General features: G+C 56.0%; 18 protein-coding genes. All 18 read left to right on the forward strand.

The genetic code is table 11. The annotated features are described in order from the left end of the window. Positions 1 to 45: 45 nt before the first annotated feature. The 18 genes from gyrA to AC9UEO_RS00660 all read left to right on the forward strand — a co-directional run bounded on the left by gyrA (position 46) and on the right by AC9UEO_RS00660 (position 23,126). The gene (gene gyrA / locus AC9UEO_RS00575) at positions 46 to 2,742 is read left to right on the forward strand and encodes a DNA gyrase subunit A (protein ID WP_509528547.1); all 2,697 of its coding nucleotides are present in this window, start codon (positions 46 to 48) and stop codon (positions 2,740 to 2,742) included. Further along, positions 2,739 to 3,839: a prephenate dehydratase gene (gene pheA / locus AC9UEO_RS00580; protein WP_509528549.1), complete on the forward strand. Its 1,101-nt coding sequence runs from the start codon at positions 2,739 to 2,741 to the stop codon at positions 3,837 to 3,839. The genes gyrA and pheA overlap by 4 nt, the downstream gene beginning before the upstream one ends. After that, complete coding sequence (locus AC9UEO_RS00585) at positions 3,836 to 4,714, forward strand: prephenate dehydrogenase (protein WP_509528551.1); 879 nt, start codon at positions 3,836 to 3,838, stop codon at positions 4,712 to 4,714. Before pheA ends, AC9UEO_RS00585 begins: the two co-directional genes overlap by 4 nt. 72 nt (positions 4,715 to 4,786) lie before the next feature. Then, positions 4,787 to 5,017: an antitoxin of toxin-antitoxin stability system gene (locus tag AC9UEO_RS00590; protein WP_509528553.1), complete on the forward strand. Its 231-nt coding sequence runs from the start codon at positions 4,787 to 4,789 to the stop codon at positions 5,015 to 5,017. After that, positions 5,004 to 5,372: a type II toxin-antitoxin system PemK/MazF family toxin gene (locus tag AC9UEO_RS00595; protein WP_509528555.1), complete on the forward strand. Its 369-nt coding sequence runs from the start codon at positions 5,004 to 5,006 to the stop codon at positions 5,370 to 5,372. The genes AC9UEO_RS00590 and AC9UEO_RS00595 overlap by 14 nt, the downstream gene beginning before the upstream one ends. 6 nt (positions 5,373 to 5,378) lie before the next feature. Then, on the forward strand, positions 5,379 to 7,367 hold the full coding sequence (locus AC9UEO_RS00600; RefSeq protein ID WP_509528557.1) for a bifunctional 3-phosphoshikimate 1-carboxyvinyltransferase/cytidylate kinase: 1,989 nt from the start codon (positions 5,379 to 5,381) through the stop codon (positions 7,365 to 7,367). A 149-nt stretch (positions 7,368 to 7,516) separates the two neighbouring features. Further along, the gene (rpsA, locus tag AC9UEO_RS00605) at positions 7,517 to 9,196 is read left to right on the forward strand and encodes a 30S ribosomal protein S1 (protein WP_509528559.1); all 1,680 of its coding nucleotides are present in this window, start codon (positions 7,517 to 7,519) and stop codon (positions 9,194 to 9,196) included. Between the two features lie 103 nt (positions 9,197 to 9,299). After that, positions 9,300 to 9,611: an integration host factor subunit beta gene (locus AC9UEO_RS00610; protein WP_509528561.1), complete on the forward strand. Its 312-nt coding sequence runs from the start codon at positions 9,300 to 9,302 to the stop codon at positions 9,609 to 9,611. A gap of 33 nt (positions 9,612 to 9,644) precedes the next feature. Then, positions 9,645 to 9,959, forward strand: coding sequence for a LapA family protein (locus AC9UEO_RS00615; RefSeq protein WP_509528563.1), 315 nt, complete (start codon positions 9,645 to 9,647; stop codon positions 9,957 to 9,959). Between the two features lie 5 nt (positions 9,960 to 9,964). Beyond that, positions 9,965 to 11,107 (forward strand): lipopolysaccharide assembly protein LapB, encoded by a 1,143-nt coding sequence (lapB, locus tag AC9UEO_RS00620; protein ID WP_509528566.1) that lies wholly within the window; start codon positions 9,965 to 9,967, stop codon positions 11,105 to 11,107. After that, on the forward strand, positions 11,107 to 12,039 hold the full coding sequence (rfaE1, locus tag AC9UEO_RS00625) for a D-glycero-beta-D-manno-heptose-7-phosphate kinase (RefSeq protein ID WP_509528568.1): 933 nt from the start codon (positions 11,107 to 11,109) through the stop codon (positions 12,037 to 12,039). Before lapB ends, rfaE1 begins: the two co-directional genes overlap by 1 nt. Next, positions 12,036 to 13,040, forward strand: coding sequence for an ADP-glyceromanno-heptose 6-epimerase (gene rfaD, locus AC9UEO_RS00630; protein WP_509528570.1), 1,005 nt, complete (start codon positions 12,036 to 12,038; stop codon positions 13,038 to 13,040). The genes rfaE1 and rfaD overlap by 4 nt, the downstream gene beginning before the upstream one ends. A gap of 86 nt (positions 13,041 to 13,126) precedes the next feature. Next, positions 13,127 to 13,417 (forward strand): ComEA family DNA-binding protein, encoded by a 291-nt coding sequence (locus AC9UEO_RS00635; RefSeq protein WP_509528572.1) that lies wholly within the window; start codon positions 13,127 to 13,129, stop codon positions 13,415 to 13,417. A gap of 23 nt (positions 13,418 to 13,440) precedes the next feature. Beyond that, positions 13,441 to 16,902: an exodeoxyribonuclease V subunit gamma gene (recC, locus tag AC9UEO_RS00640; protein ID WP_509528574.1), complete on the forward strand. Its 3,462-nt coding sequence runs from the start codon at positions 13,441 to 13,443 to the stop codon at positions 16,900 to 16,902. Then, complete coding sequence (gene recB / locus AC9UEO_RS00645; protein ID WP_509528576.1) at positions 16,899 to 20,501, forward strand: exodeoxyribonuclease V subunit beta; 3,603 nt, start codon at positions 16,899 to 16,901, stop codon at positions 20,499 to 20,501. Before recC ends, recB begins: the two co-directional genes overlap by 4 nt. Further along, positions 20,498 to 22,237 carry an exodeoxyribonuclease V subunit alpha gene (recD, locus tag AC9UEO_RS00650; RefSeq protein WP_509528578.1) on the forward strand — a complete coding sequence of 580 codons (1,740 nt, stop codon included), beginning with the start codon at positions 20,498 to 20,500 and terminating at the stop codon, positions 22,235 to 22,237. The genes recB and recD overlap by 4 nt, the downstream gene beginning before the upstream one ends. Before the next feature lie 73 nt (positions 22,238 to 22,310). Then, positions 22,311 to 22,769, forward strand: a complete 459-nt coding sequence (locus tag AC9UEO_RS00655) for a surface-adhesin E family protein (RefSeq protein ID WP_509528580.1) — start codon at positions 22,311 to 22,313, stop codon at positions 22,767 to 22,769. Positions 22,770 to 22,787: 18 nt separating this feature from the next. Further along, positions 22,788 to 23,126, forward strand: a complete 339-nt coding sequence (locus AC9UEO_RS00660; RefSeq protein WP_509528582.1) for a protein tyrosine phosphatase family protein — start codon at positions 22,788 to 22,790, stop codon at positions 23,124 to 23,126. Positions 23,127 to 23,134: the final 8 nt, after the last annotated feature.

The following is a 23,134-nucleotide window of genomic DNA, read 5'->3' on the forward strand; positions in this document are numbered from 1 at the left end:
TAAGCCTAAAATCTGCGGTTTACCTTGTCCTGAATGGACTCCCTAATGACCCAGTTTGCCAAAGAAACACTTCCCACCAGCTTAGAAGAGGAAATGCGACGAAGCTACCTCGATTACGCCATGAGCGTGATCGTTGGGCGAGCCCTACCCGATGCTCGGGACGGCTTGAAACCCGTCCACCGCCGTGTACTATTTGCAATGCACGAGTTGAACAACGACTGGAACCGTCCTTATAAAAAGTCGGCGCGTATCGTGGGTGACGTGATTGGCAAATACCACCCGCACGGCGACAGCGCGGTCTACGACACGATCGTTCGCATGGCGCAAGATTTTTCGCTGCGCCACATGTTGGTGGATGGGCAAGGTAACTTTGGCTCGGTCGACGGTGACAACGCGGCCGCTATGCGTTACACCGAAATCCGTTTATCCAAAATCGCCCACGAACTGCTCGACGACTTGGACAAAGAAACGGTTAACTTTGGCCCCAACTACGACGGCAGCGAAAAAGAGCCGTTGGTCATGCCAGCCAAATTCCCCAATTTGCTGGTCAACGGTTCGGCAGGCATCGCCGTGGGCATGGCGACCAATATCCCGCCACACAACCTCAACGAAGTGGTCGACGCTTGCCTGCACTTGCTGCGCCACCCCGATGCCTCTATTGATGATTTGATGGACATCGTGCCCGCCCCCGATTTCCCCACTGCGGGCATCATCTACGGCATCAGCGGCGTGAAAGAAGGCTACCGCACCGGTCGCGGCCGCGTGGTCATGCGAGCCAAATGCCACTTTGAAGACATCGACAAAGGCCAACGTCAGGCCATCATCGTGGATGAGTTGCCCTACCAAGTAAATAAAAAGACGCTGCAAGAGCGCATGGCCGAGTTAGTCCACGAAAAGAAAATCGAGGACATAAGCCACATTCAAGACGAGTCGGACAAATCCGGTATGCGCTTGGTTATCGAATTAAAGCGCGGCGCGGTGCCCGAAGTGGTACTGAACAACCTCTACAAACAAACCCAGCTGCAAGACACCTTCGGTATGAACATGGTGGCGCTTATCGATGGTCAGCCACGTTTGTGCAACTTGAAAGACCTGCTGTCCGTTTTCTTGTCGCACCGCCGTGAGGTGGTGACACGTCGCACCATCTTCAACCTGCGCAAAGCGCGTGAACGCGGCCATGTGCTGGAAGGTTTGGCGGTTGCATTGGCCAATATCGATGAATTCATCGCCATCATCCGTAATGCGCCAACGCCGCCCGTTGCCAAAGTTGAGTTGATGAGCAAGCCTTGGGACAGCGAGTTGGTGCGCACCATGCTCACCCGCGCCAAGGCTGATGGCAGCGTCATCAACGCTGACGACTACCGCCCAGATGGCTTAGAAAAGCAATACGGCATGGGAAATGACGGCCTGTACCGCTTAAGCGATACCCAAGCCCACGAAATTTTGCAGATGCGCTTGCAACGCTTGACCGGTTTGGAGCAAGACAAGATCGTCAACGAGTACAAAGAAGTCATGGCCGAAATTGATGACTTGCTCGACATCTTGGCCCGCCCAGAACGCGTCTCCACCATCATCAGCGACGAGTTATCCGCTATCCGCCAAGAATTCGGCCAAAGCAAAGTGGGTATGCGTCGCAGCCATATTGAGCACAACGCCCAAGACCTGGCCACCGAAGATCTGATCACGCCGACCGACATGGTGGTCACCCTCAGCCACAGCGGCTACATCAAGAGCCAACCGCTCTCAGAATACCGTGCACAAAAACGTGGCGGTCGTGGCAAGCAAGCCACTGCCACCAAAGAAGACGACTGGATCGAGCAACTCTTCATCGGCAACACCCATGATTACATCCTGTGCTTCTCCAACCGTGGGCGCTTGTATTGGCTCAAGGTGTGGGAAGTGCCAGAGGGCTCACGCGGTTCACGTGGTCGCCCTATTGTCAATATGTTCCCCTTGCAAGAGGGCGAAAAAATCAATGTGGTGCTGCCCCTTACCGGTACGGCTCGTACCTTCCCTGCAGATCAGTACGTGTTCATGGCCACCTCCATGGGCACGGTCAAAAAGACCTCGCTGGACGAGTTCAACAACCCGCGCAAGGGCGGCATCATCGCAGTCAATTTGGACGACAACGACTTCCTGATTGGCGCTGCCTTGACCGACGGCAAACACGATGTCATGTTGTTCTCTGATGGCGGCAAAGCGGTGCGCTTTGACGAAAACGATGTGCGCCCCTTGGGTCGCAGCGCCCGTGGTGTGCGCGGCATGATGATCGAAGACGGCCAAAGCGTGATCGCCATGCTGGTCGCTGCCCAAGACGTGTCTGCCCTGCCCGACGGCAGCGCTCCTCCCGACATGGCCCGCACCAGCGTGCTGACCGCCACCGAAAACGGCTACGGCAAACGCACACCGATCGATGAATACACCCGCCACGGACGCGGCACCAAGGGCATGATTGCCATCCAGCAGTCCGAGCGCAACGGCAAAGTTGTGGCTGCCACCTTGGTGCATGGCGACGACGACATCATGCTCATCACTGACCGCGGTGTGTTGGTGCGCACACGGGTGAGCGAAATCCGCGAAATGGGTCGTGCCACCCAAGGCGTGACCCTCATCGGTTTGGACGAAGGCGCTAAATTGAGCGGTATGCAACGCATCGTGGAAAACGATGCCCAAGCAGCTGCCGACGATGCCGCTGACGACAGCGCCAATGACAGCGACGCGGCCGCCGACGACGCCTCATGACACAAGGCGCCCAACCCTCCCCCAGCTTGGCCGATTTGCGGGTGCATATCGACCAAATCGATGCGCAGTTGCTGAGCTTGCTCAACCAACGTGCCCATCTGGCTGAGGCGGTGGGCGATATCAAGCGTGCCGAAGGTTCGCCTTTTTTCCGTCCCGACCGCGTGGCGCAGGTGCTGGAAAAAATCCAAACGCTCAACCCAGGGCCTCTGAAAAACCAGCATGTGTCAGCTATTTGGCGTGAAATCATGTCGGCGTGTTTGGCCTTGGAAGCACCTCAGCGTGTGGCCGTGCTGGGGCCTGTGGGGACGTTTTGCGAGCAAGCAGCGATTGAATTCTTTGGCTCTGCCGCTGAGTTGATTTACTGCAATAACTTTGACGAGGTGTTCCACGCCACCAGCGCAGGGACTGCGCAGTACGGCGTGGTGGGCGTTGAAAATTCCACCGAAGGCGCAGTGGCGCGGTCACTCGATTTGTTTTTGCGTACCCCCGTTCATGTGATTGGCGAGGTCAGTCTCTTAGTGCGCCACAACCTGTTGCGCCAGTCGGGGTCGCTCGAAGGCATAGAAGTGGTGTTGGCACATCCACAAGCTTTGGGCCAATGCCAAGAATGGCTCAATAAACACCTTCCCCACGCTGAACGCCGAGCAGTTGCCAGCAACGCCGAAGGCGCACGTTTAGCCGCAACCAACCCCGCTTGGGCGGGCTTGGCCAGCGAGCGTGCAGCTGGCGAATTTGGCTTGCATGTGGTGGCACACGCCATCCAAGACGAGGCTTATAACCGCACCCGCTTTGCCATCATCACCTTGCCGCAAACCTTGGCTACACCGCCAGCTTCTGGCAAAGACTGCACCTCGTTGGTGGTGTCGGTGCCCAACAAACCCGGCGCTGTTCATGACCTGCTGATGCCGCTCAAAGAAAATGGCGTCTCCATGACCCGCTTTGAGTCGCGCCCCGCCAAATCTGGCCAATGGGAATACTATTTCTACATCGATTTAGACGGCCACATCAGCCAACCCCATGTGGCCCAAGCGCTCAAAGAGTTGCAAGGTCTGTGCGCCTTTTACAAAGTGATTGGCTCCTACCCGGTCAGCGCATGAAGTTCAAGCAACTCGGCTTGGTCGGCTGCGGCTTGATGGGCGCTTCGTTTGCCATGGCGTTGCAGTCCAAACACTTGGTGGACAAAGTCGTGGGCTTTAGCCCCAGCGCCAGCACCCGCGAAAAAGCTTTGCAGCATGGCGTGGTCCACCATGCAGTCCACTCGGTGGCCGAGGCCGTAGCGGGTGCAGACTTGGTGCTGTTGGCTGTGCCCGTCAGCCAAACCGCGGTATGTTTCCAAGCCATGGCGGCGCATTTAGACCAGCATTGTCTGCTGATGGACGTGGGCTCCACCAAATGCGATGTGGTCGCTGCCGCCCAAGCCACTTTGGGCGAACGCTTGAACTGTTTTTTACCGACCCATCCCATTGCTGGCAAAGCCCAAGCGGGTGTGGACCATGCCGAAGCTTCGCTCTACCAAGACCGCGCCCTCATCCTCACACCCTTGGCCCACAACACAGTTGCGCAAATTGAACTGGCCACCATGCTGTGGCAGGGTTTAGGCAGCCGGGTGCACACCATGACCCCCGAGGCGCACGACCAAACTTTTGCCGCGGTCAGCCATGTGCCGCATTTGCTGGCCTTTGCGCAACTCAACGGTTTGTTGCAGCAAGCTCAAGGAGAGTCGTTCTTGAAGTTGGCCGGACCTGGGTTCAGAGATTTTTCCCGTATTGCTGCAGGCGACCCTGCCGTATGGCGAGACATCTTGAGCGCTAACCGCACGGAGGTGTTGGCACAATTGAGTCACTTTCATACTGCACTCAATGAATTTGAAAAATGCATTGAAAACAATGATTTGCAAGCACTACAGCAGCTAATTACCAGAGCCAGTCAAAGTCGTACAAGCTGGCATATGCAAGCCGGCGATGAAAATTGAAAGTTAAATACATTCTGTTTGCATTACAATTTGTAATACAAATACGAATTACAAAATCAGCTAGGATTTCTGATGCAAGCATCTACTTTTTCATTTCGGGCTGACGGGGTTTTCTCCGAGCAAACCCGCGCTATGGCCCAAGCACTGGGCTTAAAAAGCTCGGATTACATCCGCCAAGCCGTATCCGAAAAAAACGCCCAAATCATGGCGCAACACATTGCCGCCCTGTCCAAAGAATTGGCTCAAGAACACCTTCGGATGAACGAATCGCTAGAGGGCACGCTGTCTGATGGCATCGACTAAGTTCAAGCGTGGCCAGATCTGGGAAGTCGACCTCGAACCTCAATCCCACAAAGAAGAACCCGGCAAACGCAAGCGACATGCTTTGGTGATTCAAACCGACTTGCTCAACGCCAGCGGTCACCCGACGACCATCGTGGTGGTAGGTACCAGCCAACTGCGGCGAGACAAAGACTATTTCCCGCTGCGGGTCGCCTTACCCAAGCAAGCAGGATTAGCTTTAGACACTGATTTGTTGATTGACCAAGTTCAATCCATTTCCAACCGTCGCTTCGTGGGTGATCAACCCCTGTCAACCCTGAGTGCAACCCAACTGCAACGCGTTGAAGACGCACTCAAACTGCTGATTGGCAAATAAGAAATCATGTTCGCCACCGCCTTCCTCGACCTCCCCGCCCTGCAAAGCGCCCAAGGCACGGTCACCCTGCCCGGCTCGAAAAGCATCTCCAACCGCGTGCTGTTGCTTGCTGCTTTTTGCGAAGGCACGACCACTTTGCATGACCTGCTGGACTCGGACGACACCCGCGTCATGCTGAATGCTTTGCGCCAAATGGGTTGCGCTGTAGTGGCGCACGGCAGCACGGTCAGCATCACCGGTTTGGGCGGGCAAGCACCCGCCACGGAGTTGGATTTGTTCATGGGCAATGCGGGCACCGCCATGCGCCCGCTCACTGCCGCCTTGGCGCTGATGGGTGCGAGTGCTCGTTTGCATGGCGTGGCACGCATGCACGAGCGCCCCATCGGCGACTTGGTCGATGCGCTGCGCCAACTCGGTTGCGCAATCGACTACACCGGCCAAGAAGGTTTTCCGCCGCTGCACCTAAAAGGCCATAGCGGCTTGAAATTGGACAAACCCATTCAAGTGCGTGGCGATGTCTCCAGCCAGTTCCTCACCGCTTTGCTGTTGGCACTGCCTTTGGTTGCCCAAACAAATGTGGTCATTGAAGTGGTGGGCGAACTCATCAGCAAGCCCTACATAGACATCACCCTCAATTTGCTTCAACGCTTTGGCGTGGCGGTGCAGCGCGAGGGTTGGCAGCGTTTCACCATTCCCGCTGGCAGCCGCTACACCTCGCCAGGGGTTTTGCATGTGGAGGCGGATGCTTCGTCGGCCAGTTACTTCATTGCTTTGGGCGCCATCGCATCTGAACAAGGGGTGCGCATCCAAGGCGTGGGCGCGGACTCTATCCAAGGCGACATCCGTTTCATGGAGGCCGCCGAACGCATGGGTGCGGTGATTGAAAGCGGCCCCAACTGGGTGCAAACCCGACGCGGCGCTTGGCCGCTCAAAGCCATCGACTTGGATTGCAACCACATCCCCGACGCCGCCATGACCTTGGCTGTGATGGCTTTGTACGCCGACGGCCCCAGCACCTTGCGCAACATCGCCAGCTGGCGGGTGAAAGAAACCGACCGCATCGCCGCCATGGCCACCGAGGCGCGAAAACTAGGCGCCCACGTGGAAGAAGGCCCAGACTGGATTCGCGTCCACCCCGTCCCCCAATGGCTGGCCGCCAGCATCCATACCTACGATGACCACCGCATCGCCATGTGTTTTTCGCTGGCCGCTTTCAACCCAGCTGGCTTGCCGGTGCGCATCGAAGACCCGAAATGCGTGGCCAAAACCTTCCCTGATTACTTCGAGGCCTTGTTTGCTTTGTCGCACGCTGAAAAGGTTCCCGTCATTTGCATCGATGGCCCCACCGCCTCGGGCAAAGGCACGCTGGCCGCGCTGGTTGCGCAACAACTGGGTTACCACTACCTGGACAGCGGCGCCCTTTACCGCGTGACCGCCTACGCCGCTTTGCAAGCCGGCTTGGCGCTGGACGCTGCCCACGAAACGCCCATCGCCGACTTGGCGCGCCGCCTCCCTGTGACTTTTGAAGGTGAGCAGGTGCTTCTGTCTGGCGTCAACGTTTCCGAGGCCATCCGCACCGAAGAGGCGGGGATGAATGCCTCCAAAGTGTCGGTCTTGCCGGCGGTGCGCCAAGCTTTGGTGGACTTGCAACACCGTTTCGCCCGCCTGCCTGGCCTCTTGGCCGATGGGCGCGACATGGGCACCGTCATCTTCCCTGACGCCCCCTTGAAGGTATTTTTGACCGCCAGTGCAGAAAAAAGAGCCGAACGGCGGCACAAGCAACTGATTTCAATGGGTTTTTCCACTACAATCTCGGCTCTTCGCGCAGACTTAGAAGCGCGCGACGCCCGCGACACACAACGCAGCGTTGCACCTTTGAAGCCCGCGCAAGACGCAAAGCACTTGGACAATTCCTTACTTTCCATCGACGCATCGGTGGCGCAAGTGTTGGACTGGTGGCAAAGCAAACAGGTGTTTGGCTCCGGCCGTACCTGACAGGTTCCTCGGCATCCCTCTCGCGCTGCATGGCGCTTGGTGCTGAGGTTGTTTCACTTAACGGCGGACCATCCGCGACAACAGTCGATCAAGTTTTTATCTGCCCCTTGCTTGGGTAGGCCGCTTGGCCGACGAATTTAGGAAATTGAATGTCTGAATCTTTTGCAGCCCTGTTTGAAGAATCCCTGAAACGCTCAGAGATGCGCACCGGTGAGGTCATCACCGCTGAAGTCATCCGCGTCGAGCACAACCACGTGGTGGTCAATGCGGGGCTGAAATCCGAAGCCTATGTGCCTATCGAAGAATTTAAAAACGACTTGGGCGAAATCGAAGTCCAAGCCGGCGACTTTGTGTCGGTGGCCATCAGTTCCGTTGAAAACGGCTACGGCGACACCATCCTCAGCCGCGACACCGCCAAGCGCTTAGCCTCATGGATGAGTTTGGAAAAAGCCTTGGATTCCGGCGAATTCGTCACCGGCACCACCAGTGGCAAAGTCAAAGGTGGCTTGACCGTGTTGGTCAACGGTATCCGCGCCTTCTTGCCTGGCTCGCTCATCGACACCCGCCCCATCAAAGACTTGTCTCCCTTCGAGAACAAGACCATGGAATTCAAGGTCATCAAGCTCGACCGCAAGCGCAACAACGTGGTGTTGTCACGCCGCGCGGTCATCGAAGCTTCCATGGGCGAAGAACGCGCCAAGATGATGGAAAACCTCAAAGAAGGCTCCATCGTCCACGGTGTGGTGAAAAACATCACCGAGTACGGCGCGTTTGTCGACTTGGGTGGCATCGACGGTTTGCTGCACATCACCGACATGGCCTGGCGCCGTGTGCGTCACCCCTCCGAGGTGGTGGTCGCTGGCCAAGAAATCACCGCCAAGATCCTCAAGTTCGACACCGACAAAAACCGTGTCTCTTTAGGCTTGAAGCAAATGGGCGACGACCCTTGGATGGGCGTGAACCGCCGCTACCCCCAAGGCACCCGTATGCACGGCAAGGTCACCAACATCGCCGACTACGGTGCGTTTGTGGAACTCGAACCCGGCATCGAAGGCTTGGTGCACGTGTCTGAAATGGACTGGACCAACAAAAACGTTGCCCCTTCCAAAATCGTTGCCTTGGGTGACGAAGTCGAAGTCATGGTCCTTGAGATCGACGAAGACAAGCGCCGCATTTCTTTGGGTATGAAGCAGTGCAAAGCCAACCCTTGGCAAGAGTTTGCAGGTGCCACCAAGCGTGGCGACCGAGTCAAAGGGCCCATCAAGTCCATCACCGACTTTGGTGTTTTTGTCGGCTTGGCCGCTGGTATCGACGGCTTGGTGCATTTGTCTGACCTGTCTTGGAACGAAACCGGCGAAGCCGCCGTGCGTAACTTCAAGAAAGGTCAAGAAGTTGAGGCCTTGGTGCTGGCTGTGGACGTGGAGCGCGAGCGCATTTCCTTGGGCATCAAGCAACTTGACTCTGACCCCTTCACCAACTTTGTGTCGGTCAATGACAAAGGTCAAATCGTCACGGGTACGGTCAAAACCGTGGACGCCAAGGGCGCTGAAATCGATCTCGGCGAAGACATCATTGGCTACTTGCGCGTGTCTGAAATCTCTCGCGACCGCGTGGAAGATGCAAGCCTTGTGCTCAAAGTCGGTGACGAAGTCACTGCTGTGGTGGTCAACGTCGACCGCAAAACACGCAACATCCAACTGTCCATCAAGGCCAAAGATGCTGCGGATCAAGCCGATGCCATGCAGACCCTAAGCCAAAACTCTGGCAATGCAGGTACCACCAGTTTGGGCGCCCTGTTGCGAGCCAAACTCGATACAGGCGAGAAGTAATCTCCACGGCGGCTATTTATCGGCCTCTGTGTGACTCCGGCGCCACTTGCGAGTACTTACAACTTGCAGGTGGTCATTTCAAGGTTCATACAAAGTTGTAACTATGACCCGAAGTGATTTGGTAGAAGAGTTGGCATCTCGGTTTCCTCAACTGGGTCACCGTGATGCTGAATTTGCCGTCAAAGCTCTGCTTGACGCGATGAGTGACGCCATGGTGAAAGGCCACCGCATTGAGTTGCGTGGCTTTGGCAGCTTTTCGGTTAACCGGCGTCCACCCCGCATGGGCCGCAACCCCCGCTCTGGCGAAGCCGTTTCCATCCCAGAAAAAAGAGTGCCACATTTCAAGCCTGGCAAAGCCCTGCGCGAAGCGGTGGACTTGCGTACCGAGCAGCTTCTCAAAGGCAACAAACCTTAAAGCCTAGAATGGCTTGATTCACAGGGGCTCGTTTTGAAACAATTACTATGGCTGCTGCAGTGGACACTGAAAGCAGCCATTTTTTTGATGCTGTTTTTTTTCGCCTTGTACAACCAAGAGGATGTGCAGGTACGCTTCTTTTGGGGCTTGCAATGGCGCTCACCACTGGTGCTGGTGTTGTTAGGCTTTTTTGCCGCTGGTGTGGTGGTTGGCGTGCTGGGCATGGTGCCGCGTTGGTGGCATCAACGACGTTTGGCCAAACAGGCCATGCTTGCTTCCCATGAGCCCCAACCTTATGTGAAGCCCGTCGCCACGCCGTCCGCGCCTGACATCCCTTACGGTCCTTGACGACGATGGATTTGGACCTCAGCTGGATTTTTCTTGGTCTCCCTGCGGCGTTTTTGCTGGGATGGGTAGCCTCGCGTTTCGATTTGCGCCAGTTGCGAATGGAAAATCGCAGCAATCCCAAGGCCTATTTCAAAGGCTTAAACCATTTACTCAACGAGCAACAAGACCAGGCCATTGACGCCTTCATTGAAGCCGTGCAACGCGACCCCGACACCTCCGAATTGCATTTCGCTTTGGGAAATTTGTTTCGCCGCCGCGGCGAGTACGAAAGGGCTGTACGGGTTCACCAACACCTGCTCTCGCGCGGGGACATCAGCCAGTCAGATCGAGAACGCGCTCAATACGATTTGGCCATGGATTTTGTGAAGGCGGGTATTTTGGACCGTGCCGAAACCGCACTTCGCGCCTTGTTGGACACACCTTTGGCTGCTCAGGCATTGCTGGCACTCTTAAGTATTTATGAACGTGCTCGTGACTGGCGCAAAGCTGCCGAGGTGTCACTTCAACTCGACCTGCAACAGGGGCAAGGAAAATTTGATACCCGCCGTGCGCATTACCTGTGCGAGTTGGCTGCACAAAGCAATGACAGCAAGGAAGTGCAAGTGCTCTTAAATGAGGCTTTGGTTTGTGCCCCTCTTCATGCCAGACCGCGGGTGGCTTTGGCGAACTGTATGCAGGCACAGGGACAAATGGGTCAAGCCTGCGACCAACTGCAGCAACTTGCTAGCGACATCCCTTCTGCTCTGCCATTGATCGCAGCCCAACTCGCCCAACTCGCCCCGCAGGTACAGCGCGAGCAGGCGGTGTTGCAACTGTTGCAAAGAGGTTACGAACAATTGCAAAGCTTGGATGTGCTAGACGCCTTGGTAGCACTTGAGGCGCACATGGGTCAATCGCAAGGACGGGCGCATTACGCAGCGCATTTGCAAAACCATCCTTCCCTGATCGCGGCCAGCCAATGGCTGGCAGGCGCGGATCTTGACCCGCAACAACAACCGCAGGTGCAACGAGCTTTAGATCATGCGGTCAAGCCCCTGCGCCGCTACCGCTGTGCGGCCTGTGGCTTTGAGGCCTTGCACCATTTTTGGCAATGCCCTGGCTGCCAAGCTTGGGACAGTTATCCTCCTCGAAGAATTGAAGAACTGTGATGACGCTTTGTACCCCTGAACACCTGCAACGCACCCAAGTGCTTGTCGTAGGCGATGTCATGCTCGACCGCTATTGGTATGGCGCGGTAGACCGCATCAGCCCCGAGGCACCTGTGCCTGTTGTACGTGTGACCCGTGAAGAAGAGCGCTTGGGCGGCTGCGGCAATGTGGCTTTCAATGTGGTCACCCTGGGTGCGCAAGCCTCTTTGCTGAGCGTGGTGGGCGAAGACGACAACGGCAACAAATTGGTCAAGCAGCTAGAGAAAAGCGGCATCCACCCCCATTTGGGTCGTGATGCCCAACTGCAGACCACCGTCAAGTTGCGCATCATCGGTCGTCAGCAGCAACTCCTTCGTGCAGACTTCGAAAACGAGCCGCAGTCAGAGGTACTGGCCAGCCTTACCCGCCAATTCCTCAGTCTTTTGGGACAACACCAAGCAGTGCTGTTTTCCGACTATGGCAAGGGCGGCTTGACGCACATCGCCGACATGATCTCGGCGGCACGAACGGCCAAGTTGCCAGTGTTGATTGACCCCAAAGGCAGCGACTATTCGCGTTACGCAGGAGCCACCGTCATCACCCCAAACCGCATCGAGTTGCAGCAAGTCATTGGGCGCTGGCGTGACGAAACCAGTTTGCTGGGTATGGCGCAAAACCTGCGCGAAAGCTTAAAGCTAGACGCCTTGCTACTTACCCGTAGCGAAGAGGGCATGAGTTTGTTTGACGCCCAAGGCGTCACCCACGTACCGGCACAGGCACGAGAGGTGTTTGATGTCACAGGTGCGGGTGACACCGTCATTGCTACCTTGGCCACGCTTTTAGGTGCTGGTATGACGCTGCGTGAGGCGCTGCCTTGGGCCAACAAGGCCGGTGGCATTGTGGTGGGCAAGTTTGGTACCGCAGGGGTGACTTACCAGGAGTTGTGCGCATGAAAATTGTCGTCACTGGCGCTGCGGGCTTTATCGGCAGCAACATCGTTAAAGGCTTGAACCAGCGCGGCATCACCGACATCATTGCGGTGGACGATTTGCGCGATGGTGACAAATTTCGTAATTTGGCAGACTTGCAAATTGCCGACTACATCGACCACAAGGTGTTTTACGAGGCCTTTGCCAAACGCGAGTTCGGCAAAGTAGAGGCGATTTTCCACGAAGGCGCTTGCAGCGATACCATGGAAACCGATGGTCAATTCATGATGAACACCAACTATGGTGTGTCTTGCCAATTGTGGACCGCTTGTCAGGCCCAAGGTGTTCGTTTGTTGTATGCCTCTTCAGCGGCCACCTATGGTGGCTCGAGCAGCTTTATCGAAAGTCCCGAGCATGAAAAGCCGCTGAATGTTTACGGTTACTCCAAGCTCTTGTTTGATCAACGAATGCGCCGCGAAATGGGGTCGGATTTCGCCAAGAACACCGCGCAAGTGGTCGGTTTTCGCTACTTCAATGTCTACGGTCCGCGCGAGCAGCACAAAGGGCGCATGGCCAGCGTGGCGTTTCACCAATTTCATCAACTGCGCCAAGATGGCCATGTGAAATTATTTGCTGACTACGGCGGTTATGCTGCTGGCGAACAAGAGCGCGACTTTGTGTTCATCGATGATGTGGTGGCGGTGAACCTGTGGTTCTTCGATCACCCCAGTAAAAACGGCTTGTTCAATTTAGGCACCGGCCGAGCTCAAGCTTTCAACGACGTGGCACTGGCAGTGGTGAATGCCGCTCGTGACGAGAAGAAAGAACCACCCTTGCCTTTGGCGCAAGCGGTCAAAGCCCAAAGCATCCGCTACATCGACTTCCCCGATGCGCTGCGCGGCAAGTACCAGTGCTTCACCCAAGCCGACTTGAGCGCACTTCGCGCCAGCGGCTGCGACCATGTATTTGCCGATGTACAAACTGGCGTCATGCGCTATATGCACTGGTTAGCGCATAACGCATAAAGCCTTGCTTGGTTTTTTTCTAGGCGTTACTTCCTCACTTAAAGACTTCACGCTGCTTTAATAGGTGTTTTTGCAAGCGACACCGTATGGGCAAAACTGCTTTACTTTTACTGCTAGGCTTGCTTGCCCCCGCATCAGCGCTAGAGGTCAACCTCGCCACCGAGGCCGAGCTCGATGGCTTGCGTGGCTTGGGGCCAGCGTTTACGCGGCGCGTCCTGAGCGAGCGAGACATTCGCCCCTTTAGCGATTGGTCGGACCTGATGCGCCGCATCTCAGGCATGGGGCGCCTGACCGCGCAAAGACTGTCAGCGCAGGGTTTGACTGTTGATGGCCAAGGCTTGGTCATTGATAAAAATACCCCTAAGCTCACACCTTGAGCCTGGTCCTGACTTAAGCTCTCATGTGTGCCCACCTCAACCCACACATGACCTCGCCTACATCCTCAGGTTTCATGGTTTTTCACAGTAACCGCATGGAAGGTCTGCGCGATCTTCTGGTGGAGTATGTGAAAGATCGCCCGCTTTCACCCTTTGAGAGCGAAACCATTTTGGTGCAAAGCAATGGCATGAAACATTGGTTGACACTGGCCTTGGCGGACGCTTCAGCTTTTGGCATTTGCGCGGCCACCCGCTTGGCTTTGCCCTCTGCGCAGTTGTGGCAAATCTACCGTACCGTGTTGGGTGCAGAGCGTCTGCCCGCCCGCATGCCCTTGGACAAAGCGCCCTTGGTGTGGCGCATCATGCGTCGGCTTGGCCATTGGCTGCATGACCCACGCTTTGCACCCCTTGCCCATTACTTGGGAGAAGACACACAAAGCACCCGTGCCTTTGGCTTGGCGCAGCAGTTAGCCGATGTACTTGACGGCTACCAAAACTACCGCGTCGACTGGTTGCAGCAGTGGGCCAAAGGCCATGATGTTTTAGACGCCAAGCGTCCTATACCAACGACCCAAGCTTGGCAAGCGGCGATGTGGCGCGACTTGCTGGCCGATGTGCAAGCAGGTTTGCCCCCAGCGCACCGCGCATTTGTATCGCGCTGCGATGTGCACCTCGCTTTTTTGCAGGCGCTGGCGGCGTGGCCTGAGAACAAAACCATCCCAGGTTTGCCACCCCGCTTAATGGTGTTTGGTATCACCGCTTTGCCCATGCACACCTTGGAAGCCTTGGCGGCCTTGGCGCGCTTTATCCCTGTGTTGATGTTTGTGCACAACCCCAGTCAAGAGCATTGGGGGCACCTCACCGAAAGCTTGGTGCCTGTTGGCCACCCGCTGCTCGCTTCCTGGGGTAAACATGGGCGTGACTATATTCAGGCGGTTGACGATTTCCAAACCAAGGATGAACTGGGTGTGCCCCTGCAGCGGGTGAATGTCTTCATTGACCCATTGAATGAAGCCGATGAGGCGGGCCAAGCCCCAAACGCATTACAACGCTTGCAGTCGGCCGTGCTGCATATGGCAGAGCCACCAACCGAACCCATTCCACTAGCCTCTGCAGACGACAGCATCCGCTTTGTACAAGCACATTCTGCGCAGCGTGAAGTCGAGGTGCTGCACGACCGTATCTTGTCTTGGCTGGATGAAGACACCCATTTACACCCCTGCGACATCATGGTCATGGTCCCTGACATGGCCTCCTTTGCGCCACATATTCATGCGGTGTTTGGTCGATTCAAACCCCTGCTTGCTGAGGGTCAAGGTGCATCACGCCATCTTCCTTATGCGGTGGCAGACACCACCTCCCATGCTGACCCCTTGGTACAAGCCCTGCAAACCTTGCTGCAACTACCTCAACTGCGTTTTAACCTGAACGACTGGCTAAGCTTGTTCCAAGTTGAGGCAATGCGCGAGCGCTTTGACTTGAGCTCAGGCGATGTCGCCACCTTGCATGAATGGCTATCACACGCTGGTGTTCGCTGGGGCTTAGATGACGAGCACCGACAAACATGGGGTATGTCCAGCGATTTGCCTGACGCCAACCAAAACACCTGGTCTTTTGGTTTGCAACGCCTGCTCTTGGGCTATGCGCAAGGCGGGCAAAGTGATACACCCTCTCAGTGGCAAGATCGCATAGGGCAAGCAGGCATCGATGGGCTGGACGTAGCAATTGTGGCTGGTTTGCTGCGCTGGCTTCAAGCCATGAACCAAAGCTTGCAGCAACTCTCGCAAATGCACACGCCCAGCGAATGGGTACAGTTGTTACAGGCCTTGGTACAGCGCTTTTTCAAAGCCACAGACGACGCTACCCAACGCTTGCTAGACCGCTTACTGGCTCCTTTAGAAGACTGGCTCAGCGACTGCCAGTTGGCAGGTTTTGATTCGCCAATGGCTTTGTCAGTGGTGCGTACGCATTGGTTAGCTCAAATGGACGCTACGGGCTTGCAACGTCGCTTTATGGGGGGCGGTGTGCAATTTGCCACCCTCATGCCCATGCGTGCCATTCCTTTCAAAGTGGTGTGTCTCTTAGGAATGAACGATGGCGCTTACCCGCGTGCACCTGCCCCGCGCGACTTTGACTTGATGAGTCAGCCCAATTTGGGGCGCGCTGGGGACCGTGCCAGACGTGAAGATGATCGCTATTTATTCTTAGAAGCTGTGCTGTCGGCTCGACAGCGTTTGTATGTGTCGTGGCAGGGGCGTCGCGCCAGCGACCATGCCAAATTACCCCCCTCGGTGTTGGTAGGTCAACTGATGGACCATCTGGAAAAATGCCACCGTCTGCCCCAACAGACCCAGCCTGTTTTTCAAGCCCGCCTGCAACCACTTCAGCCGTTTTCCACGCAATACTTTGATGCCGATTCAGACTTTTTTACCTACGCCAACGACTGGTCAAGCGCGAGGTTGGCGCCAGGCCAAACCCCTGCCTCACCCCTCTCACCTATTTCAACTGCATCTAGCGCCCAGCTTCCCAAGGAATTGGACAACAAGGCACTCAAGTTATTGTTGCGTCGCCCGCAAGAGGTTTATTTCCTGCACCACCTGCACGCTCGCCTAGACCAGCCAGCCACGGCTGACCCCGCAGACGAACCTTTCGCACTCGATGCCCTCACTAGCTTTCATCTGCAACAAGAACTCTTGCACAGCGATACACCAAACAACACTTTAAAGAAGTGGCGGATGCAGGGGGAATTGGCACTGGGTGAGTCAGGTCATTTGCAGCAAACGCAGATGCTGCAAGTGCGAGAAGCCATGTTGAAGAGCCTTACTCCTTGGCTTGACGACACAGACACTGCGCATGGGGTGCAAAGTCTCACCTTGTATGCCGATGGCTTGACCCTGCAACTGTTGTGGGGCGATAAACCCAACCGCTGGCTTAAACGGGCAGACGACAGCGTGTTGCATATCGTCTTGCGGGCGGGCAATGTGATGAACAAGAAAAAACCGCGCCTGCACACTCTTACCGACACTTGGGTTGACCACTTGAGTGCCAACGCCGCCGGCCACAGCACGACCAGCTTGCTGTGTGGCAGCGACGGTGTGCTCAGGTTATTACCTCTGCCACAAGAACAGGCACAAGCCTTGTTGCGCGACCTCGCTGAGGTCTATATAGCTGCTTGGACGAAAGCCTTGCCACTGGCTTGTGAAACTGCGTGTGCTTGGTTGGTCACCCAAGCGTATGCGCCAGACAACAACAGCCCCACCAAAACCGCTCAGCAAGCGCTGGCGGCGGCACGCACAAGCTTCGAAGGCGGGTTCAGTATGGGCGAATTGCAAAAGTCGCCTTATCTGCGGCGAGCCTTCGAACGCTTTGACGATGTATGGCCAGACATGCAACCATGGGCTGAGCGTATCTACCTCCCCCTGCTGCAAGCCAGCAGCGTGGAGTCAGTTCATGCTGCACAGACCTTCGAGGAGTCGCAGCCATGAGTCGACTCAACGTATTGACCATACCCTTGCATGGGCGGCAAGTCATTGAAGCCAGCGCAGGCACGGGTAAGACCTGGACCTTGGCGGCACTGTACTTGCGTTTGGTGATTGGCCATGGGCGACGCCAAGCCACGCCTTTGAAGCCTTCGCAAATTTTGGTGATGACCTTCACCGAAGCAGCCACTGCCGAGTTGCGTGAGCGTATCCGGCAAAGATTGCAAGAGGCTGCCCTGTTTTTGGATGATCTTCTGGCAAACCGCACCCCACAAGGCGACCCTTTTTTGCACGACTTGTGCAATGACCTGTCCCCTGCGCAATGGGCGCATGCTGCGTCGCTGCTGCATGCTGCAGCACAAAACATGGACGATGCGGCGATCTTCACCATTCATGCTTGGAGTCGGCGCATGCTGGGCAGTTTTGCTTTACAAAGCCGCGACTTGTTCGAGCAAACCCACCTAGACAACCCCAACGAGTTGCTGCACGACTTGGTCAACGATTACTGGCGGCGCTGCTACTACCCCTTGCCATTGGCAGCTCAAGTGGTTTTGCATGAGGCGTGGCAAGGCGATCCGCAAAAACTGTTAGTAGATATCCAAGCCATTTGGCAGGTTCAAGACCTTAAGCCACAACCTGAGCGAGCGACACCTTCTGGCGATGCGCAAACTGTGCTTGCACCTTTTCTGGATTGGCAAAACCAATGCAAATTACTCGAAGACCAAGCCAGACAGTCTTGGCAACCCAGCGTGGCAGATGCTTTGTTGACGGCGCAAGCGGATAGATTGATTCGAGGCAGAGGCATCACTACCCTCAACTTTGTGAAGTGGGTGATGGCACTTAAAGTCTGGGCTGAAAACGCCCAACAAATCAAGCCAGAGACTTTCCAGCGTTTTGGTTTGAAAGAGCTACAAGACAAAGGCTGGGCAGCGGCTCAAGACTTTCCTGTGTTTGGTTTCATCGACGCCTTACTTGAACTGTGGCGACAAGAACCCGCTTGCAAAGACAGGCTCGTCGAGCATGCCGCCTTTGAAGTCAGGCAAGCCTACCGCGAAGCCAAATTGCAGCAATCGGCCTTCGACTTTCAAGATCTGTTGCAGCGACTGCACACCGCTTTGCATACTGACCAAGGCGAAATGGCCTCTGCCATACGAAAGCAATACACCGTGGCCATGATCGATGAATTTCAAGACACCGATCCATGGCAATACCAAAGCCTGAACCGCATTTACGACACAGCCCTGGTAGACCCCCAACTCAACGCTTTGGTGATGATTGGTGACCCCAAGCAAGCGATTTACAGCTTTCGAGGCGCCGACCTGCAAACCTACCTCCAAGCTCGCGATCAGGCGCTGGCAATTGATGCCAACGCTGTGCACAGCTTGCAAAGCAACTTTCGCTCCACGCCAACCTTGGTGCACGCCCTCAACCATGTGTTTAGCCAAGTACCCGATGTGTTTGCCACATCGTTGGGTCAAATTGACTATGTGGCGGTCAACAGCCAAAGCAAAGAAAAACCTCTGACCGACCCCAAGGGTCAGGCTTTGCATCCTTTGAATGTGTTGTACCTGCCTGTTCCCGAGGGCGGCGAACAAAGCTATTGGCCCTCCCCCCAACATCTGCAACACATGGCCGAAGGTTTTGCGTCCACCATGGTGGACGTGCTTGGGCAGCACGCCGATGTCAAGCCAGGCGACATGGCGGTTCTGGTGCGCAGCCACAGCCATGCCAAAGCCATGCAAGCAGCGTTGCGCCAACGAAATTTGGCAAGTGTATTTTTGTCTGACCACGCCCATGTCTACCAAAGCGAGGAGGCGCTCGACTTATGGCGGGTGTTACGCGCCATTGCAACCCCAAGGCAAAGCAGTTGGATGCGCAGTGCCTTGGCCTCTCGCCTATGGGGGTTTTCGCTCTCTCAGTTGCCTGCGTTTTTGCATGACGAAGCCCATGCCGATAGCTTGGCTGAATCTTGCCAACGCTGGTTACAGCAGTGGCACAAGCAAGGCGTCTTGCCCATGCTTTACAGCTGGATGCACGAGCAGGGTATTGCGTCTCGCTTGCTGGCTCTGCCCCAAGGTGAGCGCCGCTTGACCAATCTGCTGCACCTGGGCGAATTGCTGCAAAACGCCAGCCAACATGTGCAAGGGCCGCAGGCTTTGCTTCAACACCTCGGCGACAACTTGGGGCAGCACAACGACCGCCCTGAAGCCCAAAAAATGCGCTTGGAAACCGACGCTCAATGCGTACAAATCATCACCATCCATAAGAGCAAAGGTTTGGAATACCCACTGGTGTTTGTGCCGTTTTTGGGCAGCTTTTCCGCCAAAGAAAAGGGCTCCTCCAAACCAAGCGACGACGATGAGGAGGCGCCAGAACTTACCGAATCCACGGTGGATGAAGACATGCGTTTGCTCTATGTTGCCCTCACCCGCGCCCAGCGTGGCCTTTGGCTAGGGCTCGCCCCAACACGCGACGCTGTCATGGGTGGCAAAGGCAAAGAGCTCAAGCTCAGCGCTGTGTCGCGCTTGCTGCAACGCCAGTCACGAGACGATTTGACAACACGCTTGCAGGCTGCGTGGGGAGAGTGTGAAGACATCGCCATCCACGAAATGCCCAAACCGCACCACCATACCTACCAAGGGTTGAACGCAAATACGACTACACAAACTGCGCGTGTACCCAAGCGCACAAGCCACAAGCTTTGGTGGACCGCGAGTTTCAGCAGCCTCACAAGGGGCTTAGAGGCTGGCACCCTGCGAGAAGAAGCCTATACAGACAGTCTTAACGATGCAACAGTCGACTCAACGCAAGACACTGAGACCTCTGAAAGCTCGGCAAGCTTGGCTTGGCAAAACTTTCCAGCTGGTGCGCGCTATGGCACCTTGCTACACGATTTATTGCAGTACCAAGCTGAACAAGCTTGGCCGCTCGCTCACGCAGGTTCAAACGGGCAAGACTTGGTCTGGCAACAACTGCTGCAACGCAAAGCAGACTGGTTGCAACTGCCAAGCGACGCGCAAGTCCTGCTGCAACCTTGGTTGAAAACCATCGTGTCCACACCGCTGCCACTGCAGGCTGCCGATGCGCCTGGGCAGTCCCTTGGCTCTGCCTTGGTCTTACAAACAGTCTCTGCCAACGCCTTATGGGCAGAAATGGAATTCAGCCTGCCTGTGGGTCAACTCAGCAGCAACGAGCTTGATGCACATATTCAGCGATATATCTTGCCTGGCCTTGAGCGCCCTGCCCTGCAAAACAATGTCTTGCAAGGCATGCTCAGCGGCTTCATGGATTTGGTGCTGCAACACGATGGCCGCTATTGGGTGCTGGACTACAAATCCAATCTCCTTACAGACTACCAAGCATCGCATTTAAGTACAGCCATTTTGGCTAAACGTTACGAGGTGCAGTATGTGTTGTACACCTTGGCCTTGCATCGCTTGCTCAAATCTCGCTTACCCCATTACCGCTATGAGCAACACATGGGCGGAGCAGCCTACCTGTTTTTGCGCGGCGTCAACTCGCCCAACGCTGGTGTGCATGCCCTGCGCCCTGCGTGGACCTTGATTGACCTGCTAGACCAACGCTTTGCCGAGGCTTTGCCATGAAGATTGCAAACCTGCTTGCCAGCGGTTGGCGCGGCACCAGCCTGACACCCTTGAGCGATTTGGACATCGCTTTAGTGCAGCTTTTGCAAAACCTGCAAGCCAGCAGCGACGAGCGTCACTTGTGGTTGGCAGCGTTGGCGAGTCACCAATGGGGACGCGGCCACGCCTGCCTTGATCTGAATGCTTGGCCTGACAACGCAGGTTTTTTACTCGATTGGTCACCTCAAGCCTTGGCTGCCTTACCCGTCAATCTGGCGCTTGGCTTGTCCAATATCCCATGGACGCAAGGCGAACACTCGCCTTTGGTTGTGGAAGACAAGCGCTTGTATTTACGCCGCGCTTGGGCGGCTGAGCAAGACATTCGCAAAAGGCTTGTGGCCCTGCAGCAAAACCGTGTGGCTCCAGCCGATTTGACGCAGCAACTCGACCATCTGTTTGGCACAGACTCCAACGACGGGCAACGCTTGGCTTGCACCCATGCCGTGCAAAGCGCTCTCACCCTCATCACCGGCGGGCCTGGCACGGGCAAAACCACTACGGTGGTCAAACTGCTGCGTTTGTTGCAGTCTGGTGCCACAAGCCCTTTACGCACCCTGCTGGCCGCGCCTACTGGCAAGGCTGCTGCGCGTTTAGGTCAGGCCATGGCGCAAGCCCGTGCCACGCTCAGCGACAGCGATGCGGCTTGCTTGCCCACAACCGCTCATACCTTGCACAAACTGCTTTACACAAGCCAAGACACTGCTCCCGTTTTACAAGCCGACGTCATCGTGGTCGATGAGGCCTCAATGATCGATTTGGAGTTGATGGCCCGCTTGCTCAAAGCCGTGCCAGCCCAATCGCGTTTGGTGCTCTTAGGCGACAAAGACCAACTTGCGTCGGTCGAGGCCGGTGCCGTCATGTCACAACTCTGCCAAGCGCCTTGGTTACAGGCGCACACCATGGTGCTGACCCACAGCCATCGCTTTGACCCAGACCTTGGCATTGGTGCATGGGCCAAAGCTTGCAACGCAGGTAACAGCGCGGCTTTGCAAGCCCTTTGGCAAACAGCGCCTGAGGCCTGTTGGTCTGAGTCGACTGCTGTCACCAAACTCAACAGCGCAAACAGCAACAGCCCAGATATCTTGCAAGCCCTTGCTTTGGCTTGGACGCCTTGGCGCCAATTGCTCCAACCTCACCAGCAGGGGCAAGCTTGTGACGATGTTCAGGCCTTGGCTTTGTTGCAAAACTTTGGCCGCATTGGCGTGCTGTGTGGCTTGCGCGAAGGACCTTGGGGGGTGAAACACTTCAACCAACAGTTGCAGCAAGCCATGGGTTTTACCAACACAGACTGGTTTATCGGTCGCCCAGTGATGGCGCGACGCAACGACTATGCAATCGGCTTGATGAACGGGGACTTGGGCATGTGTTTGCCGGTGCTGGTCAACGGTGACATCCGTTTGCGGGTGGCGTTTCCCGACGGTCTAGGGGGGGTGCGATGGTTGGTACCCAGCCGTCTCGAGGCCATCGATACCGTGTTTGCCATGACGGTACACCAATCCCAAGGTTCCGAGTTTGAGCAAGTGCTGCTCATACTACCCGACACTGACACGCTGTTGCTCACACGTGAACTGGTCTACACCGGCATCACACGTGCCCGCCAAGGCTTGTGCGTTTGGGCACCTGCCCCACCCTTGCTGATGAACGCTGTCACCCAAGCTGTGGTGAGAAGTGGCGGCTTGAGCGAACCGCTGCTTTAGCGCTTTTTGGCTTCAGTGGCAAAATCAGTCAAGTAATTTGCTTGAAATGCCCAAAGGATGTCCGATGCGTTGTATGAAATGGATGCTTTTGCTGTGGTTAGCCCTTCAGCCATGGTTGGCCTTGGCCGAATGGGAAGCCGTTGATGAAAACTACCTTGCGGTGGTCTATATAGACCCCGATAAAGTACGTGCCAGCAGCGTTTACCCGCAAGCATGGCACTTGATCGATCTGCGCGAACGCGCCAAGACCGGCGCCATGTCGCGCTTGGCCTTGATGGAATACGACTGCCACGATCAACGCCGACGCACACTGGCTTTTTCTTCCAAGTCCGAAGCCATGGGCGAAGGCAAAACATTGTTCACCAGTGCGGTGTCGACGCCTTGGAAACCCGTCTCGGGAGACACCGTGGCTGAAAAAGTCTTGGGTATGCTGTGCGGTCACAATGCTGGCAAAGGTGCCAAAGGCCACAAGGGCAAGGAAAGCAAAGAAGCTCCTGCCGCTGCTCCCGCCAAAAGCGATGGTCATCATTGACAATCACAGGAATCTTTCATGCAAGTCACCCAACACAACGCCGATTTTTCCACCGCCCCCCAACTCGCTCCTGAGCACATGGTGGCGATTGCCAACCATGGTTTTCGTACCGTCATCAACAACCGCCCTGATATGGAGGGCGGCCCCGATCAGCCCACCTCTGCACAAATGCAAGCGGCTGCCGAATCGGCTGGCCTTACCTACCACTACTTACCTGTCATCAGCGGCAGCATCACCCCCGAGCAAGTCGTACAGATGGCCGATTTGGTCAAGTCTGCTCCTAGCCCCGTACTGGCGTTTTGCCGCAGCGGCGCACGCTCAACCCAGCTGTGGATGATGGGCACGGCCATCGACTGATCATCCCC

Source organism: Limnohabitans sp. (assembly GCF_040401495.1).
Lineage (GTDB): Bacteria > Pseudomonadota > Gammaproteobacteria > Burkholderiales > Burkholderiaceae_C > Limnohabitans.

Excerpts from the sequence above, each read along its gene's own strand:
- gyrA (WP_509528547.1), top strand. The coding sequence starts at position 46 with ATGACCCAGTTTGCCAAAGAAACACTTCCCACCAGCTTAGAAGAGGAA.
- pheA (WP_509528549.1), top strand. The coding sequence starts at position 2,739 with ATGACACAAGGCGCCCAACCCTCCCCCAGCTTGGCCGATTTGCGGGTG.
- AC9UEO_RS00585 (WP_509528551.1), top strand. The coding sequence starts at position 3,836 with ATGAAGTTCAAGCAACTCGGCTTGGTCGGCTGCGGCTTGATGGGCGCT.
- AC9UEO_RS00590 (WP_509528553.1), top strand. The coding sequence starts at position 4,787 with ATGCAAGCATCTACTTTTTCATTTCGGGCTGACGGGGTTTTCTCCGAG.
- AC9UEO_RS00595 (WP_509528555.1), top strand. The coding sequence starts at position 5,004 with ATGGCATCGACTAAGTTCAAGCGTGGCCAGATCTGGGAAGTCGACCTC.
- AC9UEO_RS00600 (WP_509528557.1), top strand. The coding sequence starts at position 5,379 with ATGTTCGCCACCGCCTTCCTCGACCTCCCCGCCCTGCAAAGCGCCCAA.
- rpsA (WP_509528559.1), top strand. The coding sequence starts at position 7,517 with ATGTCTGAATCTTTTGCAGCCCTGTTTGAAGAATCCCTGAAACGCTCA.
- AC9UEO_RS00610 (WP_509528561.1), top strand. The coding sequence starts at position 9,300 with ATGACCCGAAGTGATTTGGTAGAAGAGTTGGCATCTCGGTTTCCTCAA.
- lapB (WP_509528566.1), top strand. The coding sequence starts at position 9,965 with ATGGATTTGGACCTCAGCTGGATTTTTCTTGGTCTCCCTGCGGCGTTT.
- rfaE1 (WP_509528568.1), top strand. The coding sequence starts at position 11,107 with ATGACGCTTTGTACCCCTGAACACCTGCAACGCACCCAAGTGCTTGTC.
- rfaD (WP_509528570.1), top strand. The coding sequence starts at position 12,036 with ATGAAAATTGTCGTCACTGGCGCTGCGGGCTTTATCGGCAGCAACATC.
- AC9UEO_RS00635 (WP_509528572.1), top strand. The coding sequence starts at position 13,127 with ATGGGCAAAACTGCTTTACTTTTACTGCTAGGCTTGCTTGCCCCCGCA.
- recC (WP_509528574.1), top strand. The coding sequence starts at position 13,441 with ATGTGTGCCCACCTCAACCCACACATGACCTCGCCTACATCCTCAGGT.
- recB (WP_509528576.1), top strand. The coding sequence starts at position 16,899 with ATGAGTCGACTCAACGTATTGACCATACCCTTGCATGGGCGGCAAGTC.
- recD (WP_509528578.1), top strand. The coding sequence starts at position 20,498 with ATGAAGATTGCAAACCTGCTTGCCAGCGGTTGGCGCGGCACCAGCCTG.
- AC9UEO_RS00655 (WP_509528580.1), top strand. The coding sequence starts at position 22,311 with ATGAAATGGATGCTTTTGCTGTGGTTAGCCCTTCAGCCATGGTTGGCC.
- AC9UEO_RS00660 (WP_509528582.1), top strand. The coding sequence starts at position 22,788 with ATGCAAGTCACCCAACACAACGCCGATTTTTCCACCGCCCCCCAACTC.